Source organism: Streptococcus sp. HMSC34B10, assembly GCF_001839505.1.
Lineage (GTDB): Bacteria > Bacillota > Bacilli > Lactobacillales > Streptococcaceae > Streptococcus > Streptococcus peroris.
This window is the reverse complement of sequence record NZ_KV841553.1, coordinates 137,342-160,529: the sequence shown is the minus strand read 5'-3', so window position 1 is coordinate 160,529 and position 23,188 is coordinate 137,342. Positions and strand designations below refer to the sequence as shown.

The window sequence follows — 23,188 nt, the reverse complement described above, 5'->3', positions numbered from 1 at the left end:
ATAACATTGAATCATAAAATGTTAAGTTTCTGGGTTGTGTAATTCATAAAATAAGAATTGAAATCTTTATAGTAAGTAATTTGTTACTACAACAAATAAAATCAAGCAAGGATACTGATAAGTAAAGAAGATTACTAAAATAGTAAGAAAATGATTTAAGGAAATTTTGAAAAAAATTTATATTAATTCGGAAATTAGTTGAAAGTTTCCTTAAAAGATAGTATAATAGAATTATAGAAAACGCTTACAATACAAAGGGGGATTTATGGATAAATTTGAAGCTTTAAGAACTTTTACAACTGGCGAAAATTTCCATATTCAACACTATTTGGGCGCACATCTTGAGGAGAGAGATGGGGAATGGGGCTACACATTCCGTGTTTGGGCTCCAAATGCGCAGGCAGTCCATCTAGTCGGTGATTTTACCAATTGGATTGAAAACCAAATCCCTATGGTTCGGAATGAATCTGGAGTTTGGGAAGTTTTTACCACTTTAGCTAAAGAGGGACATATTTATAAATATAATATTACTCGCGCTAATGGTCATCAGCTTATGAAGCTCGATCCTCTAGCCATTCGCTTTGAAACTCGTCCGGGAACAGGGGCTGTTTTAACAGAAATTCCTGAGAAGAAATGGAAGGACGGGCTTTGGTTAGCTCGCAGAAAACGTTTAGGATTTTTTGAGAGACCGGTTAATATTTATGAAGCTCATGCAGGTTCTTGGAAAACAAATCCTGATGGCACGCCATACAGTTTTGCTCAACTAAAAGAAGAATTGATACCTTACCTAGTTGAGATGAACTATACTCACATTGAATTTATGCCTTTGATGGCGCATCCGCTTGGTTTGAGTTGGGGTTATCAACTCATGGGTTACTTTGCTTTAGAGCATACTTATGGTACCCCAGAAGAGTTTCAGGACTTTGTTGAGGAGTGTCACTTAAACAATATCGGTGTTATCGTAGACTGGGTTCCAGGTCACTTTACCATCAATGATGATGCATTAGCCTATTATGATGGAACACCTACTTTTGAATATCAAGACCATGATAAAGCACACAACTATGGTTGGGGAGCATTAAACTTTGACTTAGGTAAAAACGAAGTTCAATCTTTCTTGATTTCAAGTATTAAGTTCTGGATTGATTTTTATCATTTGGATGGTATTCGAGTTGATGCTGTAAGTAATATTCTCTATCTTGATTATGATAATGCACCATGGACGCCAAATAAAGATGGTGGAAATCTCAACTACGAAGGCTACTATTTCCTTCAACGTTTAAATACTGTTATTAAACTTGCTCACCCTGATGTTATGATGATTGCTGAAGAATCTTCTTCGGGTACTAAGATAACCGGGATGAGAGAGATGGGTGGACTTGGATTTGATTATAAGTGGAACATGGGATGGATGAATGACATTCTCCGTTTCTACGAGGAAGATCCAATCTATCGCAAGTATGATTTTAACCTTGTGACTTTTAGTTTTATGTATATCTTTAGCGAAAACTACCTTTTGCCATTTTCACATGATGAGGTTGTCCATGGTAAGAAGAGTATGATGCATAAGATGTGGGGAGATAGGTACAATCAATTTGCAGGTTTGAGAAATCTATATACCTATCAAATCTGTCACCCTGGGAAGAAATTACTTTTCATGGGTAGCGAATTTGGCCAATTCTTAGAGTGGAAATCAGAAGAGCAATTGGAGTGGTCCAATCTTGAAGATCCAATGAATGCCAAGATGAAATACTTCACGTCTCAGTTGAATCAGTTTTATAAAGATCATCGTTGCCTCTGGGAAGTAGATATGAGTTATGATGGTATCGAAATCATTGATGCCGATAATAGAGATCAAAGTGTCCTATCCTTTATCCGTAAAGGAAAGAAAGGCGATATGCTAGTCTGTGTCTTCAATATGGCACCAGTTGAACGCCCTGACTTCACAATTGGTCTTCCTGTCGCAGGTGTTTATGAAGAAATTTGGAATACAGAGTTAGAACAATGGGGTGGTGTTTGGAAGGAACACAACCAAACAGTTCAAACTCAAGAAGGATTATGGAAGGATTATAAGCAGACATTAACCTTTACTTTACCAGCAATGGGGGCAAGTATCTGGAAAATTAAACGTCGCTTGAAACCTACTAAAAAAGAATTAAATAAAACATATAAAGGAGAAGAAAATGAAGAATGAAATGCTAGCCTTAATCCTTGCTGGTGGGCAAGGAACTCGTCTCGGTAAACTTACTCAAAGCATTGCAAAACCTGCTGTGCAATTTGGCGGGCGCTACCGCATTATCGACTTTGCTCTCTCAAACTGTGCTAACTCTGGTATCAATAATGTTGGTGTTATTACACAATATCAACCGCTAGCTCTAAATAGTCACATTGGTAATGGTTCTAGTTGGGGTTTAGACGGTATTGACACAGGAGTTTCTATCCTTCAACCATATTCTGCTAGTGAGGGAAACCGCTGGTTTGAAGGTACAAGTCATGCCATTTACCAAAACATCGACTATATTGATAGCATCAATCCTGAGTATGTATTGATTCTTTCAGGGGACCACATCTACAAGATGGACTACGATGATATGCTCCAATCTCACAAGGACAATAACGCAAGTTTGACAGTTGCGGTCTTGGATGTACCATTAAAAGAAGCAAGTCGTTTTGGTATCATGAATACCGATGCCAATAATCGTATTGTCGAATTCGAAGAAAAACCAGCTGAGCCAAAATCTACTAAGGCTTCTATGGGTATTTACATCTTCGATTGGAAACGTCTACGCAACATGCTTGTTGCAGCTGAAAAAGCAAACATTGACATGTCTGACTTTGGTAAGAACGTTATTCCAAACTATCTTGAAACTGGTGAAAGTGTCTATGCTTATGAATTTAATGGATACTGGAAGGACGTTGGTACGATTGAATCACTTTGGGAAGCAAATATGGAATATATCTCCCCAGAGAATGCTCTAGATAGCCGTAATCGTCAATGGAAAATATATTCACGTAACCTTATCGCTCCACCAAACTTCCTTGGAGAACACGCACATGTAGAAGATTCTCTTGTAGTAGATGGATGTTATGTAAATGGAACAGTTAAACACTCTATCCTTTCAACAGCTGCTCAAGTTCGTAAAGGAGCAGAGGTTGTTGATTCTGTTATCATGAGTGGAGCAGTTATCGGAAGAGGCGCTAAAATTACTCGTGCGATTATCGGAGAAGGAGCAGTCATTGCTGATGGTGTAGAGATTGATGGTACAGAAGAAGTACAAGTAATCGGATATAATGAAGTAGTGGGGGTAGCAACAGATGAAGATTGATAAATATTCAGCGATTTTAGGAAACACCGTTGGTTTTCATGATATGTCAACCTTGACAAGTAATCGTCCAGTGGCAAGTTTGCCATTTGGAGGAAAGTATCGTTTGATTGACTTCCCACTTTCAAGTCTAGCCAATGCTGGTGTTCGTAGTATCTTCGGAATTTTTCAACAAGATAATATCAGCTCTGTTTTTGACCATATTCGTTCAGGACGTGAATGGGGTTTGAATACGCTTCTTAGTCACTACTATCTTGGAATTTACAATACCCGTGTAGAAAGCAGTACGGTTGGTAAAGAGTATTATCAACAACTCTTGACCTACTTGAAACGTTCTGGTTCAAATCAAACAGTATCTTTGAACTGTGATGTTTTGGTGAATATCGATCTTGCTCAAGTTTTCCATTTGCATAATACGACCAAGTCACCAATCACAGTTGTGTATAAGAAATTGCCTAAGAAGGAAATTTCAGAAGTAAATGCAATCCTTGATATCGATGAAACTGATCATGTGGTTTCCCACAAACTCTTTGATAAAAAATCAAATCAAGATTACTACAATATGTCTACTGATATCTTTGTTGTAGATACACCATGGTTGATTAAACGTTTGGAAGAAGAAGCTCAAAAAGAGTTTCCAGAAAAATTACGGTATGTTTTGCGGGATTTGGCAGCAAAAGAAGGTGCTTTTGCATATGAATACACAGGTTACCTAGCAAATATTCATTCAGTAGAAACATATTACCAAGCGAATATAGATATGCTCGATCAGCATAAATTCTACTCTTTGTTCTCACCAAATCAAAAGATTCATACAAAGGTTAAAAATGAAGAGCCTACATACTATGCACCTGGTTCAAAAGTAAATACATCACAATTTGCTTCTGGTAGTATCGTTGAAGGTGAAGTCATTAAATCCGTTATTTCACGTAATGTTCGAATCAATAAAAATAGCTTTGTAAAAGAATCTATTATTTTCCCTCGCGTTGTTATCGGAGAAGGTGCACAAGTTGAAAATGCTATCGTAGACAAGGGTGCTGAAATAGCTGCGGGAGTTGTTGTTCGAGGTACGGTAGAAAAACCTGTAGTTATTAAAAAAGGCGAAAAAGTAACAGAGGATATCTTTTCATGAAAATTTTATTTGTAGCAGCAGAAGGTGCGCCCTTTTCAAAAACTGGTGGTTTGGGTGATGTTATCGGAGCTCTTCCTAAATCACTGGTAAAAGCAGGACAGGAAGTTGCTGTTATCTTACCGTATTATGACATGGTGGAAGCAAAGTTTGGTGATCAAATCGAAGATGTTCTTCAATTTGAAGTGTATGTTGGGTGGCGCAAACAATTTTGTGGAGTTAAGAAAACAGTTTTAAACGGTGTTACTTTCTACTTTATTGACAATCAATACTATTTCTTCCGTGGCCATGTTTACGGAGATTTCGATGATGGTGAACGTTTTGCTTTCTTCCAACTTGCTGCCTTAGAAGCTATGGAACGCATTGGGTTTATCCCTGATGTCCTCCATGCTCATGATTACCACACAGCTATGATTCCTTTCTTGTTGAAAGAAAAATACAGATGGATTCAAGCTTACCAAAACATCAAAACTGTCTTGACTATCCATAATTTGGAATTTCAAGGTCAGTTCTCTGAGGGTATGCTTTGGGATTTATTCCGAGTTGGTTTTGAACGCTATGCGGATGGTACAGTTCGCTGGAATGATTGCCTCAACTGGATGAAGGCTGGTATTCTCTATGCTGATCGTGTTACAACTGTATCACCAAGTTATGCTCATGAAATTATGACAACTGAGTTTGGGTGTGGTATTGATCAAATTCTCCGAATGGAATCTGGTAAGCTTTCTGGTATTGTAAACGGAATTGATACTGATTTATACAACCCAGAGACAGATGCTTTGTTAGAGTACCATTTTGATAAGACTGATTTGTCAGGTAAGGCTCAAAATAAAGCGAAACTTCAAGAAAGAGTTGGTCTTCCTGTCCGTCCGGATGTTCCAATGATTGGTATTGTATCACGTTTAACAAGACAGAAAGGTTTTGACGTCGTTGTTGAAGGATTGCATCGTATGCTTCAAGAAGACCTTCAAATCGTTCTCTTGGGTACAGGAGATCCTGGTTTCGAACAAGCTTTCTCCTGGTTTGGACAAGTATTCCCAGAAAAATTGTCTGCCAATATTACCTTTGATGTAAAACTCGCACAAGAGATTTATGCAGCGTGTGATATTTTCCTTATGCCAAGTCGCTTTGAACCATGTGGACTTTCACAAATGATGGCTATGCGCTATGGAACTTTGCCTCTTGTCAATGAGGTTGGTGGTTTGAGAGATACTGTTCAGCCATTCAATCCGATTGAAGGAACTGGTACAGGATTTAGCTTTAACAACCTGACTCCTTACTGGCTCAACTGGGCTTTACAAACCGCCTTGGATGTTTATCACAACCATCCGGATGTTTGGGAAAATATGCAAGTTCAAGCCATGGAATGTGACTTCTCATGGGATACTGCTTGTCAGTCTTACCTTGATTTGTATCACAGCTTAGCAAACTAAATCATTAAAATCGTATGAAGTTTTCATACGATTTTTTGAGATGATGAAAGTAAGGGAAATAGATGAATAAAGTCAGAGGACTCTGTGTCTTAGATGTTGATGGGACCTTGATAGAAGAAGAGGTTATTGATTTATTAGGGAAAGAGGCGGATTGTGAAGAAGAAGTAGCTTTCCTAACCGCCCAAGCTATGAAAGGTGAATTAGACTTCGAATCTAGTTTGAGAAAACGTGTTTCTCTTCTGAAAGGGCTTTCTATAGAGGTTTTTGATAAGATTTATCACGAACTACACCTTAGTAAAAATGCTGAGCAGTTTATTGAAACTCTTCAAGAAAATCAGATAGAAGTCGGCTTGGTATCAGGTGGATTTACCACTATCGTGGAAAGATTAGCAAAAGATTTAGGAATTTCATTGTTTGTTGCCAATCAACTGGAAATTAGAGATGGTTGTTTAACTGGAAATCTGGTTGGTCAAGTCATCAGTAGAGAAGTCAAAGAAGAAACTCTTGTAAGATGGGCTGATGAATTAGAGGTACCAATCGAAAGAACTATTGCAATCGGTGATGGAGCTAATGATTTAAAAATGCTTAAAAAATCAGGGACGGGCATAGCTTTTTGTGCTAAGGACATTGTGAAAAAGCAAATAAATCTTCAGGTAGATGATAGAGATTTACTGAAAGCATTAGATAAGATAGACTTCTTTTAGGTAGAAAGAGAAATCAATATGAAAATAATTATAGCACCTGACTCTTTTAAGGAGAGTCTACCTGCAAAACAAGTAGCAGAAGCTATAAAAAGAGGATTCGAAAGGGCCATACCTAACGTGGAGTGTTTACTTTTACCCGTTGGTGATGGAGGTGAAGGAACAGTAGACGCCATTAAAAGTTCTCTAGGTTTGGAAGAGAAAACAGTACAGGTTACTGGTCCTTTTGGTGATGAGGTTCAAATGCCTTACTTTCAAAAAGGAAAACTAGCTCTTTTTGAAGTTGCAGATTTAGTCGGTCTTGCTAAAATTCCTATTGAAAAACGAAATCCCCTAGAGGTTCAAACAAAGGGAATTGCTCAACTGATCCGGCATTTAATAGGCCAAAAGATAAAAGATATCTATGTCGGTGTTGGTGGTACAGCTAGTAACGATGGCGGACTTGGAATTGCATCAGGTCTTGGTTATCAGTTTTATGATAAAAATGGAATGGAACTGAAGGCTTGTGGCCAATCTTTATTTGAAATAAGAAAGATTTCGAAGGAAAGAGTACTTCAAATTCCCTCTGATGTAAATATAAAAATACTGGCCGATGTGACCAATCCTCTCTGTGGACCTCATGGTGCTACCTTTACATTTGGGAAACAAAAGGGAATGGATCCAGCTAAATTCCAAGAAGTTGATGTTGCAATTAAAAACTTTTATGATAAAGTTGCACCTGAAATTTTACAATTAGATGGTGCAGGAGCAGGCGGTGGGATTGCAGCCGGCTTGTGTGCCTTCGCTGGAGCAGAGATTGTATCTGGTATTCAAACTTGTTTAAATTTGATAAACTTCGATCAAAAAGTTACTAATGCAGACCTAGTGATTGTTGGCGAAGGTAGACTGGATTCACAAAGTTTAGCCGGTAAAGCTCCCATCGGTGTAGCAAAAAGAACACCCGAAGGTGTTCCAGTCATTGCTATTTGTGGTAGTTTGGCAGATGATTTACCTCCCTTACCATTTGAGAATATCGTCGCTGCTTTTTCCATACTAGAAAAAAGCGAACCATTGGAAGAGAGTCTAAAAAAAGCAGCTGTCTACTTAGAAAATACAGCTGCAAACATCGGTCAAGTCTTAGCTTTGAAAAAATTAACCAAACCATTTTTTCCAGAGAGAAGTAGGAGCTTTACTCTCTTTTTCCAACCATAAGTCTGAAAAGGCCTTTCTGAGGTCTTTTTCTTTTGTTTGAACAGGAGCATCGCTATGGATAACTAGACCAAAAGGAGAAGAGTTATGTTCTTCAGAAACGATGGTTGCTTGGCAGTCAGCATCTTTGGCTTGTTTTAGATAATAGACCTGCTTTTCAAACACTACTTGAGGAGAAATTTTGACAAAAAGTTGTTCAGTTTCTTTTTTTAGACTCTCTAAAATAGATACATAAGCCTTTTGAAATTTATCATCATTAGCTGTTTCAAGGTCTGCATATCCAAGAACACGTTCTTCAAAGGTACCGAGGAAGCGTCTTTGTTCATCAGGATTTAATTTAAGACCACCATTGGCCTTTTCTAGGATTTGTTTTGATAAATCAGTCATAATCATAGTATATCATAAAAGTCTCAATATCACTTGCAAAAGAAAACGGTTACTTTATATAGATAAGGAGAATTTGCACAAAGATAACGTTTTTTCTTGAAAAAGGTCTCTTTTTGAGGTATCATAGAGGTGTAAAAAATTTAACTCAAAAGGAGAGTAAAAAATGTCAATTATTACTGATGTTTACGCTCGCGAAGTCCTAGACTCACGCGGTAACCCAACACTTGAAGTAGAAGTTTATACTGAATCAGGTGCTTTCGGACGTGGTATGGTTCCATCAGGAGCTTCTACTGGTGAACACGAAGCAGTTGAACTTCGTGATGGTGATAAATCTCGTTACGGTGGTCTTGGTACACAAAAAGCTGTTGACAACGTAAACAACATCATCGCTGAAGCAATCATCGGCTACGATGTACGTGACCAACAAGCTATCGACCGTGCTATGATCGCACTTGACGGTACTCCTAACAAAGGTAAATTGGGAGCTAACGCAATCCTTGGTGTGTCTATCGCTGTAGCTCGTGCTGCTGCTGACTACCTTGAAATCCCACTTTACAGCTACCTTGGTGGATTCAACACTAAAGTTCTTCCAACTCCAATGATGAACATCGTTAACGGTGGTTCTCACTCAGACGCTCCAATCGCTTTCCAAGAATTCATGATCGTACCTGCTGGTGCACCATCATTCAAAGAAGCTCTTCGTTGGGGTGCTGAAATCTTCCACACTCTTAAGAAAATCCTTAAATCTCGTGGTCTTGAAACAGCCGTAGGTGATGAAGGTGGATTCGCTCCTCGTTTCGAAGGAACTGAAGATGGTGTTGAAACTATCCTTGCTGCTATCGAAGCTGCTGGCTATGTTCCAGGTAAAGACGTATTTATCGGATTTGACTGTGCTTCATCAGAATTCTACGATAAAGAACGTAAAGTATACGACTACACTAAATTCGAAGGTGAAGGCGCTGCTGTTCGTACTGCTGAAGAACAAATCGCTTACCTTGAAGGATTGGTTGACAAATACCCAATCATCACTATCGAAGATGGTATGGATGAAAACGACTGGGAAGGTTGGAAAGCTCTTACTGAACGTCTTGGCGGTAAAGTTCAATTGGTTGGTGACGACTTCTTCGTAACAAACACTGACTACCTTTCACGTGGTATCAAAGAAGGATGTGCTAACTCAATCCTTATCAAAGTTAACCAAATCGGTACTCTTACTGAAACATTCGACGCTATCGAAATGGCTAAAGAAGCTGGTTACACTGCTGTTGTATCACACCGTTCAGGTGAAACTGAAGATTCAACAATCGCTGACATCGCAGTTGCAACAAACGCAGGACAAATCAAGACTGGTTCACTTTCACGTACTGACCGTATCGCTAAATATAACCAATTACTTCGTATCGAAGATCAACTTGGTGAAGTAGCTGAATACCGTGGATTGGAATCATTCTACAACTTGAAAAAATAAAATAGTTCATTGAACTAATTAAAGCCCTTGGATTTTTTCCGAGGGCTTTTGTATATTATAAGATAAGGTCAAAGAAATCTAGTCTTGTTTTCGTATTCTAGAGGTGAAAAAAGAGATTTTTAAACGGTTTTTTGGTATAATAATACTCAGGAAAAACTTGAGAAAGAGGGAGGCTGAGATGGAAAAGTATTTATCGGTAACAACTTTGACCAAGTATCTAAAAATGAAATTCGATAAAGACCCATACTTAGAACGGATCTATTTAACTGGTCAGGTTTCTAACTTCCGGAAGCGTCCAACTCACCAATACTTTTCTCTAAAAGATGATCGTGCTGTTATCCAAGCAACCATTTGGTCAGGTATCTATCAGAAACTTGGTTTTGATTTGGAAGAAGGTATGAAGGTCAATGTGGTCGGCCGTGTCCAAGTCTATGAACCGAGTGGTAGTTATTCCATTATCATTGAAAAGGCTGAACCAGATGGTGTCGGTGCGCTTGCTATTCAGTTTGAACAACTGAAAAAGAAACTTTCGGAAGAAGGGCTGTTTCAAGATCGTTTTAAACAAGCAATTCCGCAGTTTTCAAAACGCATTGGTGTAGTAACCAGTCGTAGTGGAGCTGTTATTCAAGATATTATTACTACTGTGGGCAGACGCTTTCCAGGTGTGGAGATTATCCTTTATCCCACAAAAGTTCAAGGAGACGGTGCTGCAGAGGAAATTGCTCGTAATATTGCAAGAGCAAATGAACGAGAAGATTTAGATGTTCTGATCATCGGTCGAGGTGGTGGCTCCATCGAAGATCTTTGGGCTTTTAACGAAGAGATTGTTGTTCGTGCTATTTTCGAATCACGCTTACCCGTTATTTCAAGCGTAGGGCACGAAACGGATGTAACTTTGGCAGACTTTGTAGCGGACAAGAGAGCGGCAACACCAACAGCTGCAGCCGAATTAGCAACACCTGTTAGTAAGTTTGACCTTCTGACTTATCTAAAAAATCAAGAAAAACGGATGGCTACGGCCGTACAAAATACTTTATCAAAAAAAGAAAAAGCCTTAAAAGTGCTAAGTCAATCTGTCATCTTCAGGCAACCAGAGCGTTTGTATGATAGCTATTTACAACGATTGGATCAGTTGCAACTTCGTCTTAAACAAAGTGTAAATACAGAACTTGTAAGGCAACAACAAAAGGTCTTGGAACAAGTTCATCGTTTAGAACAGTTATCACCAATTAATAAGATTCAACGTTACCAGGACCGCCTGCTACAATTGGAAAAGTTACTCCGTAGTCAGATGGCAGTGGTTTACGATGCCAAGGTCGCTGAAGTGAAACGATTGTCAGAAGCACTGATGATGTTGGACACTGGTCGTATTGTAGCTCGTGGATATGCGATTGTAAAAAAAGAAGATACTGTAGTAGATTCTGTACAAATTCTAAAGAAAAAAGACCAGTTAACTCTCCTTATGCGAGATGGTCAAGTAAAATTAGAGGTAAAAGATGTCAAAGCAAAAGAAATTTGAGGAAAACCTAGCAGAACTGGAAACCATTGTCCAAAGTTTAGAAAATGGAGACATTGCTCTTGAAGAAGCAATCACTGCATTTCAAAAGGGAATGCTCTTATCAAAAGAGTTACAAGAAACTCTTGATAAAGCTGAAAAGACCTTGGTTAAAGTTATGCAAGAAGATGGTACAGAAAGTGAACTAGAATGAACAAGCAGGAAAAACTAACTCTGGTTGAGTCTGCAATAGAGAAATTTTATGGCGACAAACAAGTTTCATCAAGTTTGAGAGAAGCTGTTCTTTATTCAGTTCATGCAGGGGGAAAACGCATTCGTCCTTATCTTCTTTTAGAAGTGTTAGAATCTCTGCAGGTGCCCATTACACCAGCTCATGCTAAGGTTGCAGCAGCGCTTGAGATGATTCACACAGGAAGCTTGATTCATGATGATTTGCCATCTATGGATAATGACGATTATCGCCGAGGACGTTTGACCAATCATAAAGTCTTTGGAGAAGATTTAGCTATTTTGTCCGGTGATGCCCTCTTTTTAGATCCTTATGCCTTAATAGCGCAGGCAGATTTACCAAGTCAAACCAAAGTAGATTTGATAGCGAACTTATCACTTGCATCTGGAAGTATGGGCATGGTAGCTGGTCAAGTTTTAGATATGGAGGGCGAACATCAGTGTTTGTCTTTAGATGAGCTTCAGACTATTCATGCTAATAAAACTGGGAAGTTGCTAGCCTATCCTTTCCAAGCAGCTGCAATCATTGCAGAATTAGCACCAGAATTACAAGCAAAACTAAAAACAGTTGGAGAGCTGATTGGGCTTGCTTTTCAAGTGAGAGATGATATCCTTGATGTTACTGCTAGTTTTGAGGAAATTGGTAAAACACCACAAAAAGATTTGCAAGCTGAGAAATCAACCTATCCTGCTTTGTTAGGATTGGATGAGGCAAAAGTTTTTTGTAACCAAACTTTGGATCAGGCTAATGAAAAATTAGACGAGATTAGCCAATTAGTCGACTTTGATAAAGAACCAATTGTAAAAATAGTAGAAAGTTTGAGAGTGAATGGCTAAGGAAAGAGTAGATGTACTTGCCTATAAACAAGGTTTATTTGAAACAAGAGAACAGGCTAAGCGTGGCGTAATGGCTGGATTAGTGATTGCAGTTCTGAATGGTGAGCGTTTTGATAAACCAGGAGAAAAGATTCCGGATGATACTGAATTAAAACTCAAGGGGGAAAAACTGAAGTATGTGAGCCGTGGAGGTTTGAAACTTGAGAAAGCCTTGGAAAACTTCGACATATCAGTTGAAGGCAAAACAACTATCGATATTGGTGCCTCTACAGGAGGATTTACGGATGTCATGCTTCAAAACGCTGCTAAGCTAGTCTATGCTGTTGATGTCGGTACCAATCAGCTTGCTTGGAAATTGCGTCAAGATTCACGGGTTGTTAGCATGGAACAGTTTAACTTTCGATATGCTGAAAAAACTGACTTTGAAGAAGAGCCTAGTTTTGCAAGTATCGATGTGAGTTTTATTTCCTTGAGTTTAATATTACCAGCCTTGCATCGTGTTTTAGCAGATAAAGGTCAGGTAGTAGCTCTCATCAAACCTCAATTTGAAGCAGGCCGAGAACAGATTGGTAAAAATGGAATTATCAGAGATGCCAAAGTTCACCAACATGTTTTAGAATCAGTTACTAAAATGGCAGTTGATGAAGGATTCTCAGTTTTAGGATTGGATTTCTCTCCCATCCAAGGTGGACACGGGAATATTGAATTTTTAGCCTATTTGCGGAAGGAAGAAGAGGCCAGTAGCTGTATATCTGGCAATATAGAAGAAATTGTAGAAAAGGCACATAGAGAATTTAAAGATGAATAAAAAAGAAAGACTTGAAAAAATTAGACGCTTTGTTTCAGATTATCAAATCGGAACACAGGAAGAAATTGTTGAATACTTAAAAAAAGCGGGGATTACTGCTACACAAGCAACCGTTTCACGGGATATCAAAGAATTAGGAATTGTAAAAATCCCATTGAAAGACAACACTTATGTCTACGAATTACCGAAGTCAGTGGTTAAAAGTTTACGTTTAGCTGAGGACAATATCGAAAGTTTTGAGAGAATGGGAAATCTCATCAATTTAGATGTCATTCCTGGAAATTCAATTTTTGTTAAAAGTCAATTAACCCAAACATTTGCAGATAAAATTTTTAGCTGTTTAGCAGATGATAATTCGATTTTAATTGTTGCGCGAACTGAAGAAGCAGCTATAGAAATTGTTGAACAAGTTAAAAAGTGGTAGAACCTTATGTTACTTGAAATTTCAATTAAAAACTTTGCTATCATCGAGGCTATTTCCCTTAATTTTGAAAAAGGAATGACCGTTCTAACAGGTGAAACTGGTGCTGGGAAGTCTATCATCATTGATGCTATGAACATGATGTTAGGAGCCAGAGCTACTACTGATGTCATTCGCCATGGTGCGGCCAAGGCAGAAATTGAAGGTCTTTTCTCAATTGAAAATAGTCGAGCTTTACAAGAGATTTTTGATGAGCAAGGTCTTGAGTTAGGCGATGAGATTATTATCCGTCGTGAAATTTTACAAAACGGGCGAAGTGTTAGTCGAATCAATGGACAGATGGTCAATCTTTCTGTTCTACGCTCAATAGGACAGCACCTAGTTGATATTCATGGTCAGCACGACCAAGAAGAGTTAATGCGTCCACAATTGCATATTCAAATGTTAGATGAGTTTGGAAATGCAGATTTTTTGGAACTCAAGCAAGGTTATCAAGAACATTTTGATGCTTACCGACTAATGCGTAAGCAACTTTTTGAGATTAAAAAAAATCAAGAGGAACACAAGGCTCGTATTGAAATGCTTGAATTTCAGATGGCTGAAATTGAGTCAGCAGCCTTACAACCATCAGAAGATATCAAACTAACTCAAGAAAGAGATAAACTTCTAAATTATAAAAATATAGCGGACACGCTAACCAATGCTTATGCGATGTTGGATAATGAAGAGTTTTCTAGTCTGGCAAATGTTCGTTCTGCTATGAATGATATGGAAAGCCTAGAAGAGTATGACCCAGAGTACCGTGAAATCTCTACATCTCTATCTGAATCTTATTATGTTTTAGAGGATGTCACGAAGCGTTTAGAGGATATTATTGAAGATCTCGATTTCGATGGGAATCGCTTAATGCAAATTGAAAGTCGTTTAGATCTCATTCATGCTATCACTCGTAAGTATGGTGGAAGTGTCGACGATGTTTTGCTATATTTGGCTAAAATAACTGAAGAATACAATCTTCTGACTGGTAATAATTTATCTTCAGAAGATATGGAAGCAGAACTCAAAAAATTGGAAGTAAGTCTTGTTGATTTAGCAGGCCAGCTTTCCTCTGCTCGTCACAAGCTAGCCCAACAATTAGAAAATGAAATTCAGCAAGAACTAAAAGACCTCTACATGGATAAGGCGCGTTTTCAGGTTCAATTTACCAAAGGTAAATTTAGTCGTGAAGGGAATGAAGCAGTTGAATTTTATATTTCAACCAACCCTGGGGAAGACTTTAAACCATTAGTAAAAGTAGCTTCTGGTGGTGAGTTATCTCGTTTGATGTTGGCTATTAAATCAGCCTTTTCTCGAAGAGAAGGCAAAACGAGTATCGTATTTGATGAGGTAGATACGGGTGTTTCTGGTCGAGTGGCTCAAGCCATCGCACAAAAGATATATAAGATTGGGCAACATGGTCAAGTTTTGGCCATTTCGCATCTTCCACAAGTCATCGCTATTGCTGATTATCAGTTCTTCATTGAGAAGATTAGTGACACTCATTCGACCGTTTCAACTGTTCGACTATTAACCATTGAAGAACGCATACAAGAAGTAGCCAAGATGTTGGCTGGTGATGATGTAACAGAAGCTGCCTTATCACAAGCAAGAGAATTATTGAAAGGCAAGGTAAATTAAATGTCAAATTACTACGTTATTGGAGATGTGCACGGAAAAGCAGGTATGTTAGAAGACCTCCTCAAAACTTGGGATGGTCAGACACCGTTACTCTTTTTAGGGGATTTAATCGATAGAGGTGAAAATAGCCGACGTGTGTTAGAAATAGTCAAAGACTTGGTAGATCATAAAGGAGCTACTTGTATCTCCGGAAATCATGAGTATATGTTTTTAACATGGCTTGATAATCCAGAGGAAAGTTACGACCATTATCGCCGAAATGGTGGTGATACTACAATTAACTCTATTTTAGGGCGTCCCCTAGATGCACCAGTAGATGCTATAAAGGATGCTGAACGAGTAAAAACAGAAGCAGCAGATTTAGTTGAATTTATTCGCCAAATGCCTTTTGTGATTGAAACGGATAAGTATATCTTTGTTCATGCAGGTGTTGACTTGACGCTTGATGATTGGCATGACACAACCGATTATAAAAAAGTTTGGTTACGAAAACCATTCCATGAAGCAGAAAATCATACTGGTAAGACCATTGTATTTGGACACACACCCGTATATGGGTTGTTAGATCAAGAACCAGGCACTTCTGATTTGTGGATTACAAAAGATGGAAAAGTCGGTATGGATGGAGGAGCTGTCTTTGGTGGTGTTCTTCATGGTATTATCTTTGCAGACCAAGGAATGACTGAGCACTATTTCATTGAAAATGATGGCTTTGTTGCTGAAGATTAATACTCCTAGCAGGGTATTATCTTGTCAAAATGTTTAAAACAACTTATAATAATAGATACCCTGAAAGGAAGAGAAGCATGAACTTAGAAGAATTAAAAAAACGACAGGAGAAGATTCGAAATTTCTCTATTATCGCTCACATCGACCATGGGAAGTCAACTCTAGCTGATCGTATTTTAGAAAAGACGGAAACAGTCTCTAGTCGTGAAATGCAAGATCAATTATTAGACAGCATGGACTTGGAGCGTGAACGCGGGATTACCATTAAACTAAACGCTATCGAATTGAATTACACAGCAAAAGATGGTGAGACTTATATTTTTCACTTGATTGACACACCTGGACACGTTGACTTTACCTATGAAGTATCACGATCACTAGCAGCTTGTGAAGGTGCGATTTTGGTTGTCGATGCTGCCCAAGGGATTGAGGCTCAAACGCTTGCAAATGTCTATCTTGCCTTGGATAATGATTTGGAAATTCTTCCAGTTATTAATAAAATTGACCTACCAGCAGCAGATCCAGAGCACGTTCGTGCAGAGATTGAGGATGTTATTGGACTAGATGCTAGTGAGGCAGTATTAGCATCAGCTAAAGCTGGTATTGGTATCGAAGAGATTCTTGAACAAATCGTTGAAAAGGTTCCGGCGCCAACTGGTGATGTAACAGCTCCTCTTAAGGCTTTGATCTTTGACTCCGTATACGATGCTTATCGAGGTGTTATCTTACAAGTTCGTGTCATGGACGGAGTTGTCAAACCAGGTGATAAGATTCAGCTCATGAGTAATGGCAAGACCTTTGATGTTACTGAAGTTGGGATTTTTACTCCAAAAGCAGTAGGTCGTGATTTCTTGGCAACTGGTGATGTCGGTTATATTGCTGCATCAATCAAGACTGTTCAGGATACACGTGTTGGTGATACTGTAACTTTGGCTTCTAATCCAGCTGATGAACCATTACATGGTTACAAACAGATGAACCCAATGGTTTTCGCAGGTCTCTATCCAATTGAGTCTAACAAATATAATGATCTCCGTGAAGCTCTTGAAAAATTACAACTCAATGACGCTAGTTTGCAGTTTGAACCGGAAACCTCTCAAGCTCTTGGATTTGGTTTTCGTTGTGGCTTCCTTGGACTTCTTCATATGGATGTTATTCAGGAACGCTTAGAGCGCGAGTTCAATATCGACCTCATCATGACTGCACCATCTGTTATCTACAAGGTAAACCAAACAGACGGTGAGTTTATGGATGTTTCTAACCCATCTGAATTTCCAGACCCAACTAAGATTGCAACCATTGAAGAGCCCTATGTTAAAGCTCAAATAATGGTACCACAGGAATTTGTGGGAGCAGTTATGGAACTGGCTCAGCGTAAACGTGGTGATTTTGTAACCATGGATTATATTGATGAAAATCGTGTCAATGTTATCTATCAAATTCCATTAGCTGAAATTGTCTTTGACTTCTTTGATAAGCTCAAGTCTTCGACACGTGGCTATGCGAGCTTTGACTACGAATTATCAGAATATCGTCCATCTAAACTTGTGAAAATGGATATTCTTTTGAATGGTGACAAGGTTGATGCTCTCAGCTTTATCGTTCACAAAGATTTTGCCTACGAACGTGGGAAACTCATCGTGGATAAGCTAAAGAAAATCATTCCACGTCAACAATTTGAAGTCCCTATCCAAGCAGCAATTGGTCAAAAAATTGTCGCACGTACTGATATTAAAGCTCTTCGAAAGAACGTCCTTGCCAAATGTTACGGAGGAGATGTTTCGCGTAAACGTAAACTCCTCGAAAAACAAAAAGCTGGTAAGAAACGTATGAAAGCTATCGGTTCTGTAGAAGTCCCGCAAGAAGCCTTCCTTAGCGTTTTGAGCATGGATGAAGAATAGTATTTTTCTACATTAAGTTATTATTTTATATCTCTCTGTACATACATAAAAAAATGCAAAAGGAGAACAGTTATGAAAAAACGAATTAGTTTGACCACGCTTTTGGTGTGTTGTCTTTTCCTCGCTGCTTGTAATACTTTAAAAACTAAAAAAGAAGCAACAACAGTTCAGGAAACTACTACAGTTCAAGATTCAACAACGGTAGCTGAATCAACCATTAAAGATACACAAGTAATCGGATCGGATGCATATGGCTATGTAAAGGTTCCAAAATCTTGGATTCATTTCACGGAAATTGAGGGCGGTGATGATATTCAGTATTGTGATGGAACTGATGTCAATATCGTTACCTTAAATACCCTTAAACCAGAGCACCTAGGTGTTAGTGAAAGTGAATACGCTGCTCTTGATGCTGTTCAAGTTTCGACAAGCATTTATCAAACAAGAAAACAGAGTAAAGATTTCTCAAAAGTATGGGGATCTAAGTCAAAAATTGGTGGCTATGATGCCTATGTCGTAAACTGTATTGCTAAAAATGGAAAATATTTAGTTATCTGGATCTTTAAGTCAGACGATGGTAAGTTCAGATACGTCTCATTAGAGGGAACACCTGAAGTATTAAAGGATATGCTTCCGTTGATTGAGCAAAGTTGGACTGTTAAAAAAGATTAAAATAAAAGCAGGATAGCTATCCTGCTTTTTTGTCGTATTTTATATGAAAGATGTTTCATACACTCATAATAATCCTCTAACCAAACAAAAAACATTGAAAACCAAACAGAAAACGATAATAAAAAACTTGACAACGATTTCATATAGTGTTATACTTAGAACATAAAAGTTAAATATGGAAGGAGAATGTTATGGGATTAGATCATTTCTTTGACAAAGACTTAGTATTTTGCTTAGAAGCGGATAATCAAGAACAACTCTTTGATCAGGTTGCTTCCTTATTGGAAGAACGAAAAATTGTTACGGATACCTACCGATCGGCCTTAATTGAACGTGAAAAATCATTTCCGACTGGTCTAGATATGGAATTTTTAGGGAAAGATCTTCCTAATGTAGCTATTCCTCACACGGACACAGTTCACAATTTAGCTGAAAAAGTAGTGGTAGTTCGTTTACCAAAACCAGTTACATTTCATAATATGATTGCTCCTGACAAGGAAGTTGAAGTATCATTACTCTTTTTCATCATTAATAATTCAAGTTCAAGCCAAACAAATATTCTTGCTCAGTTAATGGACTTCTTTACTGGGCCTGGTCATCTCGAAGATTTGGCTAAGATTACAGAACCAGAAGCTCTGTTTCAATATATAACAGAGGCAACTGCTTAAAACGTATATAAAAAAATGGAGGAAATCCAAATGATTAAAATTCTCGCTGCCTGTGGTGCAGGTGTTAACTCAAGCCACCAAATTAAGAGTGCTCTTGAAGAAGAACTTTCAAATCGTGGTTATGATGTTCATTGTGATGCGGTAATGGTAAAAGATGTCAATGAAGAGCTTATCAAAGGTTATGACTTATTCACTCCAATTGCTGCAACTGACTTAGGTTTTGAACCAGATATTCCAGTTATTGAAGCTGGTCCAATCTTATTCCGTATTCCGGCTATGAGTGCACCTGTTTATGACAGCATTGAAGCTGCTATTAAAGAGCGCGGATTAAGCTAATATTTATTTTATTGTATACATTCATAAAACTATAAAAAAAGGGAGGTTCTATTATGGATGTCATTATTCAATTAGCCAATGATTTCTTCAAACCAATTTTGGCTATGGGTGGCCCTATCATCATGTTAATCATTTTGACAGTTTTGGCCCTATTGTTCGGAGTTAAATTCTCCAAAGCTCTTGAAGGTGGTATTAAACTTGCCATCGCTCTTACTGGTATCGGTGCTATCATCGGTATGTTAAATGGTGCATTCTCAGAATCACTTAAAAAATTCGTTGAAAACACAGGACTTCAACTGAATATCACTGACGTAGGTTGGGCACCACTTGCTACAATCACTTGGGGTTCTGCTTGGACTCTATACTTCTTGCTTGTCATGTTAATTGTTAACGTTATTATGCTAGCAATGAAGAAAACTGATACATTGGATGTCGATATCTTTGATATTTGGCACTTATCTATCACAGGTCTTTTGATTAAATGGTATGCTGATAACCACGGTGTAAGTCAAGGAGTATCACTCTTCATCGCAACTGCAGCAGTTGTTCTTGTTGGTGTTATGAAAATTATTAACTCTGACTTGATGAAACCAACATTTGATGATTTGCTTAATGCACCAAGTTCATCTCCAATGACATCAACTCACATGAACTATATGATGAACCCAGTTATCATGGTTTTGGACAAGATTTTTGATAAAGTTATGCCGGGTCTTGATAAATACGACTTTGATGCTGCAAAATTGAACAAGAAAATCGGTTTCTGGGGATCTAAATTCTTTATCGGTTTCATTCTTGGTATTGTCATTGGATTGATGGGTACTCCACATCCAGTTCCAGGAACAGAAGATGCAGGGTCATGGGAATTAGTTGTTAAAGGCTGGTTGTCTCTTGGTTTGACTGCAGGTGTCTGCTTGGAGCTCTTCTCACTTATCGGTTCATGGTTCATCGCAGCCGTAGAACCACTTTCACAAGGTATTACAAACGTTGCTACTAAACGTCTTGAAGGACGTAAATTCAACATTGGTCTTGACTGGCCTTTCATTGCTGGTCGTGCTGAAATCTGGGCTTGTGCAAACGTACTTGCTCCAATCATGTTGGTAGAAGCTGTGCTTCTTTCTCACGTAGGTAATGGTATTTTACCACTTGCAGGTATCATCGCTATGGGTGTAACTCCAGCTCTCTTGGTAGTTACACGTGGTAAATTGCTCCGTATGATTATCTTCGGAACACTCTTATTGCCACTCTTCCTTCTTTCAGGTACACTTATTGCACCATTCGCAACAGAACTTGCTAAAGGTGTAGGTGCATTCCCAGCAGGTGTAGATCAAACTCAATTGATTACTCACTCAACACTTGAAGGACCAATCGAAAAACTTCTTGGTTGGACTATTGGTAATGCAACAACAGGTGATGTTAAAGCGATTCTTGGTGCAGTAGTCTTCCTTGTTTTCTATATCGGTATCTTTGCATGGTACAGAAAACAAATGATTAAACGTAACGAAGAATATGCAGCAAAAGCAAAATAACTCACTCCAATAAACTGTAAATTGAATAAACTAGGTTGTCAATTTCCGAAAGGTGGAGTGGGCGGCCTAGTTTTTTCTAAATATTCAAAAAGGAGGTATACATGACAATTGAAATAAAATCAGATGAGTTAACTGTTCAATTTCAAACTTTTGGTGGAGCACTATCTTCCATAAAAGACAAGGATGGAGTTGAATATTTGTGGCAAGGAGATCCAACTTATTGGAGTGGACAGGCACCTGTTCTTTTCCCGATTTGTGGTTCCATTAGAGATGACCAATACTTGTATTTATCAGATGATCAAAAGGAATTAACTGGGAAAATTCCACGTCATGGTTTAGTTCGCAAAAAGGAATTTGAATTAGTCAGTCAAACAAATGATTCTGTGACATTTGCGATTGAAGATGATGAAGGAATGTATCAAAATTATCCTTATCATTTCCGTCTTGAAATCACTTATACTGTGACAGGTAAAAAAATTCGAACTCAGTATCATGTGACAAATAAAGAAACTGCTAAGGAAATGCCATACTTTATCGGAGGACATCCAGGTTTTAACTGTCCGTTGCTAACCGACGAAGCATACGAAGATTATTACTTAGAATTTGACAAGGTCGAATCTTGCACAGTTCCACGTTCCTTCCCTGAAACAGGGCTACTCGATTTTCAAGATAGAAGTCCATGGTTAGATAATCAAAAAGAGCTCGACTTGAGTTATGATTTATTTAGTCATGACGCTGTTACTCTAGATAAATTAAATTCACGAATCGTATACTTGAAATCGCGTAAGCACGAAAAAGGATTGAAGTTAGATTTTAGTGAATTTTCATACTTAATCGTTTGGTCAACACTTAATAAAGGTCCTTTCATTGCATTGGAACCATGGTCAGGGTTATCTACTTCTTTGGAAGAAGGTGACCACTTAGAGGATAAAAAGGATGTTCGTATTTTAAAACCAGGTCAAGATGATCAAATTGGTTTTGATATTGAAATTCTATAAAAATAAACAAAAACAAACATAAAATGTTGACTTTTTTAAACAATAGTAGTATATTATGTTTATAAAGAAAAATTTGTGTTTGTTTTACAAATAATTCTTTAACTTTCTCTAAGGAGAAGTTATTAAGGGTGAATGAAAAGTTCATTCTTACATTAAACAGTCAACAAAACTACTAGTAACTACTTGGTTAAGGTGATTTTGATATCCAGCACCAAGCAATTGTTACTGGTCTATTATATAAAAAGGAGTATACAATATGTCTATTGTTATCGGTGCAGATGCTGCAGGTTTAAGATTGAAAGAAGTTGTAAAAGACTTCTTGGAAAAAGAAAACTTCCACGTTGTGGATGTAACAGCTGAAGGTCAAGACTTTGTTGATGTGACTCTTGCTGTTGCTGCAGAAGTAAACAAAGAAGAACAAAATCTTGGTATTGTTATTGATGCCTATGGTGCTGGTCCATTTATGGTAGCTACTAAACTTAAAGGAATGGTTGCAGCGGAAGTTTCTGACGAACGTTCAGCTTATATGACTCGTGGACACAATAACTCACGCATGATTACTATGGGTGCTGAAATCGTTGGTGATGAATTGGCTAAAAATATTGCTAAAGGATTTGTTAACGGTAAATACGATGGTGGTCGTCACCAAATCCGTGTTGATATGTTGAACAAAATGTGTTAATTAGAGTATTAAAAAGGAAGGTAACAGAAAAATGAGAATTGCAATCGGATGTGACCATATTGTAACAGATGAAAAAATGGCGGTTTCAGAATTTTTGAAATCAAAAGGTTATGAAGTTATCGACTTCGGTACTTACGACCATACACGTACTCACTACCCAATCTTTGGTAAAAAAGTTGGGGAAGCTGTAACAAGCGGACAAGCTGATCTTGGTGTTTGTATCTGTGGTACTGGTGTTGGTATCAATAACGCTGTTAATAAAGTTCCTGGTATCCGTTCAGCTTTGGTACGTGATATGACTACAGCTCTTTATGCGAAAGAACAATTGAATGCAAACGTTATTGGTTTCGGTGGTAAAATCACTGGTGAATTGTTGATGTGCGATATTATTGAAGCTTTCATCCACGCAGAATACAAACCAACTGAAGAAAACAAAAAATTGATTGCTAAAATCGAGCATGTTGAAACTCATAATGCTCATCAAACAGATGCTAACTTCTTTACAGAATTCCTTGAAAAATGGGATCGCGGTGAATATCACGACTAAGAGGTGACCT

The 23,188-nt window shown here is 38.1% G+C and carries 23 protein-coding genes; 22 read left to right on the top strand and 1 reads right to left on the bottom strand.

Annotation, left to right across the window (positions count from 1 at the left end):
• Window positions 1-265: 265 nt before the first annotated feature.
• The 6 genes from glgB to HMPREF3237_RS05060 all read left to right on the top strand — a co-directional run bounded on the left by glgB (window position 266) and on the right by HMPREF3237_RS05060 (window position 7,777).
• Window positions 266-2,194 carry a 1,4-alpha-glucan branching protein GlgB gene (gene glgB / locus HMPREF3237_RS05085; protein WP_070889048.1) on the top strand — a complete coding sequence of 643 codons (1,929 nt, stop codon included), beginning with the start codon at window positions 266-268 and terminating at the stop codon, window positions 2,192-2,194.
• A complete protein-coding gene (locus HMPREF3237_RS05080) occupies window positions 2,184-3,326 on the top strand; it encodes a glucose-1-phosphate adenylyltransferase (RefSeq protein WP_006145636.1) in 1,143 nt (380 codons plus the stop codon). The genes glgB and HMPREF3237_RS05080 overlap by 11 nt, the downstream gene beginning before the upstream one ends.
• Window positions 3,316-4,455, top strand: a complete 1,140-nt coding sequence (gene glgD, locus HMPREF3237_RS05075) for a glucose-1-phosphate adenylyltransferase subunit GlgD (RefSeq protein WP_070889047.1) — start codon at window positions 3,316-3,318, stop codon at window positions 4,453-4,455. Before HMPREF3237_RS05080 ends, glgD begins: the two co-directional genes overlap by 11 nt.
• Window positions 4,452-5,885, top strand: a complete 1,434-nt coding sequence (gene glgA / locus HMPREF3237_RS05070) for a glycogen synthase GlgA (protein ID WP_070889046.1) — start codon at window positions 4,452-4,454, stop codon at window positions 5,883-5,885. Before glgD ends, glgA begins: the two co-directional genes overlap by 4 nt.
• Window positions 5,886-5,947: 62 nt before the next feature.
• Window positions 5,948-6,589: a phosphoserine phosphatase SerB gene (serB, locus tag HMPREF3237_RS05065; RefSeq protein WP_070889045.1), complete on the top strand. Its 642-nt coding sequence runs from the start codon at window positions 5,948-5,950 to the stop codon at window positions 6,587-6,589.
• Between the two features lie 18 nt (window positions 6,590-6,607).
• Window positions 6,608-7,777 carry a glycerate kinase gene (locus HMPREF3237_RS05060; protein ID WP_070889044.1) on the top strand — a complete coding sequence of 390 codons (1,170 nt, stop codon included), beginning with the start codon at window positions 6,608-6,610 and terminating at the stop codon, window positions 7,775-7,777.
• Here the strand turns inward: HMPREF3237_RS05060 and HMPREF3237_RS05055 are convergent.
• A complete protein-coding gene (locus HMPREF3237_RS05055) occupies window positions 7,718-8,161 on the bottom strand; it encodes a DUF1694 domain-containing protein (protein ID WP_070461096.1) in 444 nt (147 codons plus the stop codon). The two genes, HMPREF3237_RS05060 and HMPREF3237_RS05055, sit on opposite strands and share 60 nt — an antisense overlap.
• Before the next feature lie 163 nt (window positions 8,162-8,324).
• On the opposite strand from HMPREF3237_RS05055, the gene eno reads away from it, so the two are divergent.
• From eno to lacB, 16 genes are all read left to right on the top strand, one after another.
• Entirely contained in the window at window positions 8,325-9,629 is a 1,305-nt protein-coding gene (gene eno, locus HMPREF3237_RS05050; protein ID WP_070889043.1) for a surface-displayed alpha-enolase, read from the top strand.
• Between the two features lie 178 nt (window positions 9,630-9,807).
• Window positions 9,808-11,148, top strand: coding sequence for an exodeoxyribonuclease VII large subunit (gene xseA, locus HMPREF3237_RS05045; protein WP_070889042.1), 1,341 nt, complete (start codon window positions 9,808-9,810; stop codon window positions 11,146-11,148).
• Window positions 11,126-11,338, top strand: a complete 213-nt coding sequence (locus HMPREF3237_RS05040) for an exodeoxyribonuclease VII small subunit (RefSeq protein WP_070889041.1) — start codon at window positions 11,126-11,128, stop codon at window positions 11,336-11,338. Before xseA ends, HMPREF3237_RS05040 begins: the two co-directional genes overlap by 23 nt.
• Window positions 11,335-12,210 carry a polyprenyl synthetase family protein gene (locus tag HMPREF3237_RS05035; protein WP_070889040.1) on the top strand — a complete coding sequence of 292 codons (876 nt, stop codon included), beginning with the start codon at window positions 11,335-11,337 and terminating at the stop codon, window positions 12,208-12,210. Before HMPREF3237_RS05040 ends, HMPREF3237_RS05035 begins: the two co-directional genes overlap by 4 nt.
• Window positions 12,203-13,018 carry a TlyA family RNA methyltransferase gene (locus HMPREF3237_RS05030; protein WP_070889039.1) on the top strand — a complete coding sequence of 272 codons (816 nt, stop codon included), beginning with the start codon at window positions 12,203-12,205 and terminating at the stop codon, window positions 13,016-13,018. The genes HMPREF3237_RS05035 and HMPREF3237_RS05030 overlap by 8 nt, the downstream gene beginning before the upstream one ends.
• Window positions 13,011-13,442, top strand: a complete 432-nt coding sequence (locus tag HMPREF3237_RS05025) for an arginine repressor (RefSeq protein WP_006145624.1) — start codon at window positions 13,011-13,013, stop codon at window positions 13,440-13,442. Before HMPREF3237_RS05030 ends, HMPREF3237_RS05025 begins: the two co-directional genes overlap by 8 nt.
• Before the next feature lie 6 nt (window positions 13,443-13,448).
• Window positions 13,449-15,116, top strand: a complete 1,668-nt coding sequence (gene recN, locus HMPREF3237_RS05020) for a DNA repair protein RecN (protein WP_006145623.1) — start codon at window positions 13,449-13,451, stop codon at window positions 15,114-15,116.
• Entirely contained in the window at window positions 15,117-15,845 is a 729-nt protein-coding gene (locus HMPREF3237_RS05015) for a metallophosphoesterase (RefSeq protein ID WP_006145622.1), read from the top strand.
• Window positions 15,846-15,922: 77 nt separating this feature from the next.
• A complete protein-coding gene (lepA, locus tag HMPREF3237_RS05010; RefSeq protein WP_070889038.1) occupies window positions 15,923-17,746 on the top strand; it encodes a translation elongation factor 4 in 1,824 nt (607 codons plus the stop codon).
• A gap of 72 nt (window positions 17,747-17,818) precedes the next feature.
• The gene (locus tag HMPREF3237_RS05005; RefSeq protein WP_006145620.1) at window positions 17,819-18,418 is read left to right on the top strand and encodes a hypothetical protein; all 600 of its coding nucleotides are present in this window, start codon (window positions 17,819-17,821) and stop codon (window positions 18,416-18,418) included.
• 191 nt (window positions 18,419-18,609) lie between these two features.
• Window positions 18,610-19,086: a PTS sugar transporter subunit IIA gene (locus tag HMPREF3237_RS05000; protein WP_006145619.1), complete on the top strand. Its 477-nt coding sequence runs from the start codon at window positions 18,610-18,612 to the stop codon at window positions 19,084-19,086.
• Window positions 19,087-19,116: 30 nt separating this feature from the next.
• The gene (locus HMPREF3237_RS04995) at window positions 19,117-19,422 is read left to right on the top strand and encodes a PTS sugar transporter subunit IIB (protein ID WP_070889037.1); all 306 of its coding nucleotides are present in this window, start codon (window positions 19,117-19,119) and stop codon (window positions 19,420-19,422) included.
• Between the two features lie 53 nt (window positions 19,423-19,475).
• Complete coding sequence (locus HMPREF3237_RS04990) at window positions 19,476-20,951, top strand: PTS galactitol transporter subunit IIC (protein WP_006145617.1); 1,476 nt, start codon at window positions 19,476-19,478, stop codon at window positions 20,949-20,951.
• Between the two features lie 101 nt (window positions 20,952-21,052).
• Complete coding sequence (locus tag HMPREF3237_RS08825; RefSeq protein ID WP_083327676.1) at window positions 21,053-21,949, top strand: aldose 1-epimerase family protein; 897 nt, start codon at window positions 21,053-21,055, stop codon at window positions 21,947-21,949.
• A 256-nt stretch (window positions 21,950-22,205) separates the two neighbouring features.
• A complete protein-coding gene (gene lacA, locus HMPREF3237_RS04980) occupies window positions 22,206-22,631 on the top strand; it encodes a galactose-6-phosphate isomerase subunit LacA (RefSeq protein WP_006145615.1) in 426 nt (141 codons plus the stop codon).
• Between the two features lie 31 nt (window positions 22,632-22,662).
• Window positions 22,663-23,178, top strand: coding sequence for a galactose-6-phosphate isomerase subunit LacB (gene lacB, locus HMPREF3237_RS04975; RefSeq protein WP_006145614.1), 516 nt, complete (start codon window positions 22,663-22,665; stop codon window positions 23,176-23,178).
• Window positions 23,179-23,188 lie beyond the last annotated feature (10 nt).

Bases quoted from the DNA above. Each gene is read 5' to 3' on its own strand.
- lacB (WP_006145614.1), top strand. From the start codon at position 22,663: ATGAGAATTGCAATCGGATGTGACCATATTGTAACAGATGAAAAAATG.
- HMPREF3237_RS05035 (WP_070889040.1), top strand. From the start codon at position 11,335: ATGAACAAGCAGGAAAAACTAACTCTGGTTGAGTCTGCAATAGAGAAA.
- HMPREF3237_RS04990 (WP_006145617.1), top strand. From the start codon at position 19,476: ATGGATGTCATTATTCAATTAGCCAATGATTTCTTCAAACCAATTTTG.
- HMPREF3237_RS05015 (WP_006145622.1), top strand. From the start codon at position 15,117: ATGTCAAATTACTACGTTATTGGAGATGTGCACGGAAAAGCAGGTATG.
- lepA (WP_070889038.1), top strand. From the start codon at position 15,923: ATGAACTTAGAAGAATTAAAAAAACGACAGGAGAAGATTCGAAATTTC.
- glgB (WP_070889048.1), top strand. From the start codon at position 266: ATGGATAAATTTGAAGCTTTAAGAACTTTTACAACTGGCGAAAATTTC.
- HMPREF3237_RS05005 (WP_006145620.1), top strand. From the start codon at position 17,819: ATGAAAAAACGAATTAGTTTGACCACGCTTTTGGTGTGTTGTCTTTTC.
- HMPREF3237_RS05025 (WP_006145624.1), top strand. From the start codon at position 13,011: ATGAATAAAAAAGAAAGACTTGAAAAAATTAGACGCTTTGTTTCAGAT.
- HMPREF3237_RS05060 (WP_070889044.1), top strand. From the start codon at position 6,608: ATGAAAATAATTATAGCACCTGACTCTTTTAAGGAGAGTCTACCTGCA.
- HMPREF3237_RS05000 (WP_006145619.1), top strand. From the start codon at position 18,610: ATGGGATTAGATCATTTCTTTGACAAAGACTTAGTATTTTGCTTAGAA.
- xseA (WP_070889042.1), top strand. From the start codon at position 9,808: ATGGAAAAGTATTTATCGGTAACAACTTTGACCAAGTATCTAAAAATG.
- eno (WP_070889043.1), top strand. From the start codon at position 8,325: ATGTCAATTATTACTGATGTTTACGCTCGCGAAGTCCTAGACTCACGC.
- HMPREF3237_RS04995 (WP_070889037.1), top strand. From the start codon at position 19,117: ATGATTAAAATTCTCGCTGCCTGTGGTGCAGGTGTTAACTCAAGCCAC.
- serB (WP_070889045.1), top strand. From the start codon at position 5,948: ATGAATAAAGTCAGAGGACTCTGTGTCTTAGATGTTGATGGGACCTTG.
- HMPREF3237_RS05040 (WP_070889041.1), top strand. From the start codon at position 11,126: ATGTCAAAGCAAAAGAAATTTGAGGAAAACCTAGCAGAACTGGAAACC.
- glgD (WP_070889047.1), top strand. From the start codon at position 3,316: ATGAAGATTGATAAATATTCAGCGATTTTAGGAAACACCGTTGGTTTT.
- lacA (WP_006145615.1), top strand. From the start codon at position 22,206: ATGTCTATTGTTATCGGTGCAGATGCTGCAGGTTTAAGATTGAAAGAA.
- HMPREF3237_RS08825 (WP_083327676.1), top strand. From the start codon at position 21,053: ATGACAATTGAAATAAAATCAGATGAGTTAACTGTTCAATTTCAAACT.
- HMPREF3237_RS05030 (WP_070889039.1), top strand. From the start codon at position 12,203: ATGGCTAAGGAAAGAGTAGATGTACTTGCCTATAAACAAGGTTTATTT.
- glgA (WP_070889046.1), top strand. From the start codon at position 4,452: ATGAAAATTTTATTTGTAGCAGCAGAAGGTGCGCCCTTTTCAAAAACT.
- HMPREF3237_RS05080 (WP_006145636.1), top strand. From the start codon at position 2,184: ATGAAGAATGAAATGCTAGCCTTAATCCTTGCTGGTGGGCAAGGAACT.
- recN (WP_006145623.1), top strand. From the start codon at position 13,449: ATGTTACTTGAAATTTCAATTAAAAACTTTGCTATCATCGAGGCTATT.
- HMPREF3237_RS05055 (WP_070461096.1), bottom strand. From the start codon at position 8,161: ATGACTGATTTATCAAAACAAATCCTAGAAAAGGCCAATGGTGGTCTT.